Below are 276 nucleotides of genomic sequence, written 5' to 3' on the forward strand. Positions count from 1 at the left end.
TCTGCTCCCTTTGGCCGCTCGGGAACCCCACCATGGTATTCATGGATTTACAAATTGTTGTTCCGGTTTCATCCGGAAGAAACCTGGCCGGTTTCTTTACTGCGTCTTCGCTCCTGGCGGAGAAAAGATGGTGGTGGGGGAAGGATTATTCGTCACTTCGTTCCTCACCCTTCGGGCCGCGCTAAAGCACGTTATCCTTCCCTTTCTGATTCGCTTTAACCCAATGCGTATCAGCAACGAAAAGATGGTGGTGGGGGAAGGATTCGAACCTTCGAA

At 51.4% G+C, this 276-nt stretch carries 1 other RNA gene; it reads right to left on the reverse strand.

The annotated features are described in order from the left end of the window. Positions 1 to 128: 128 nt before the first annotated feature. Positions 129 to 276, reverse strand: a non-coding RNA gene (locus ADK28_RS29410) — RtT sRNA; the annotation flags it as partial.

It is taken from the genome of Serratia sp. 506_PEND (assembly GCF_001076875.1).
Taxonomy (GTDB): domain Bacteria; phylum Pseudomonadota; class Gammaproteobacteria; order Enterobacterales; family Enterobacteriaceae; genus Serratia; species Serratia marcescens.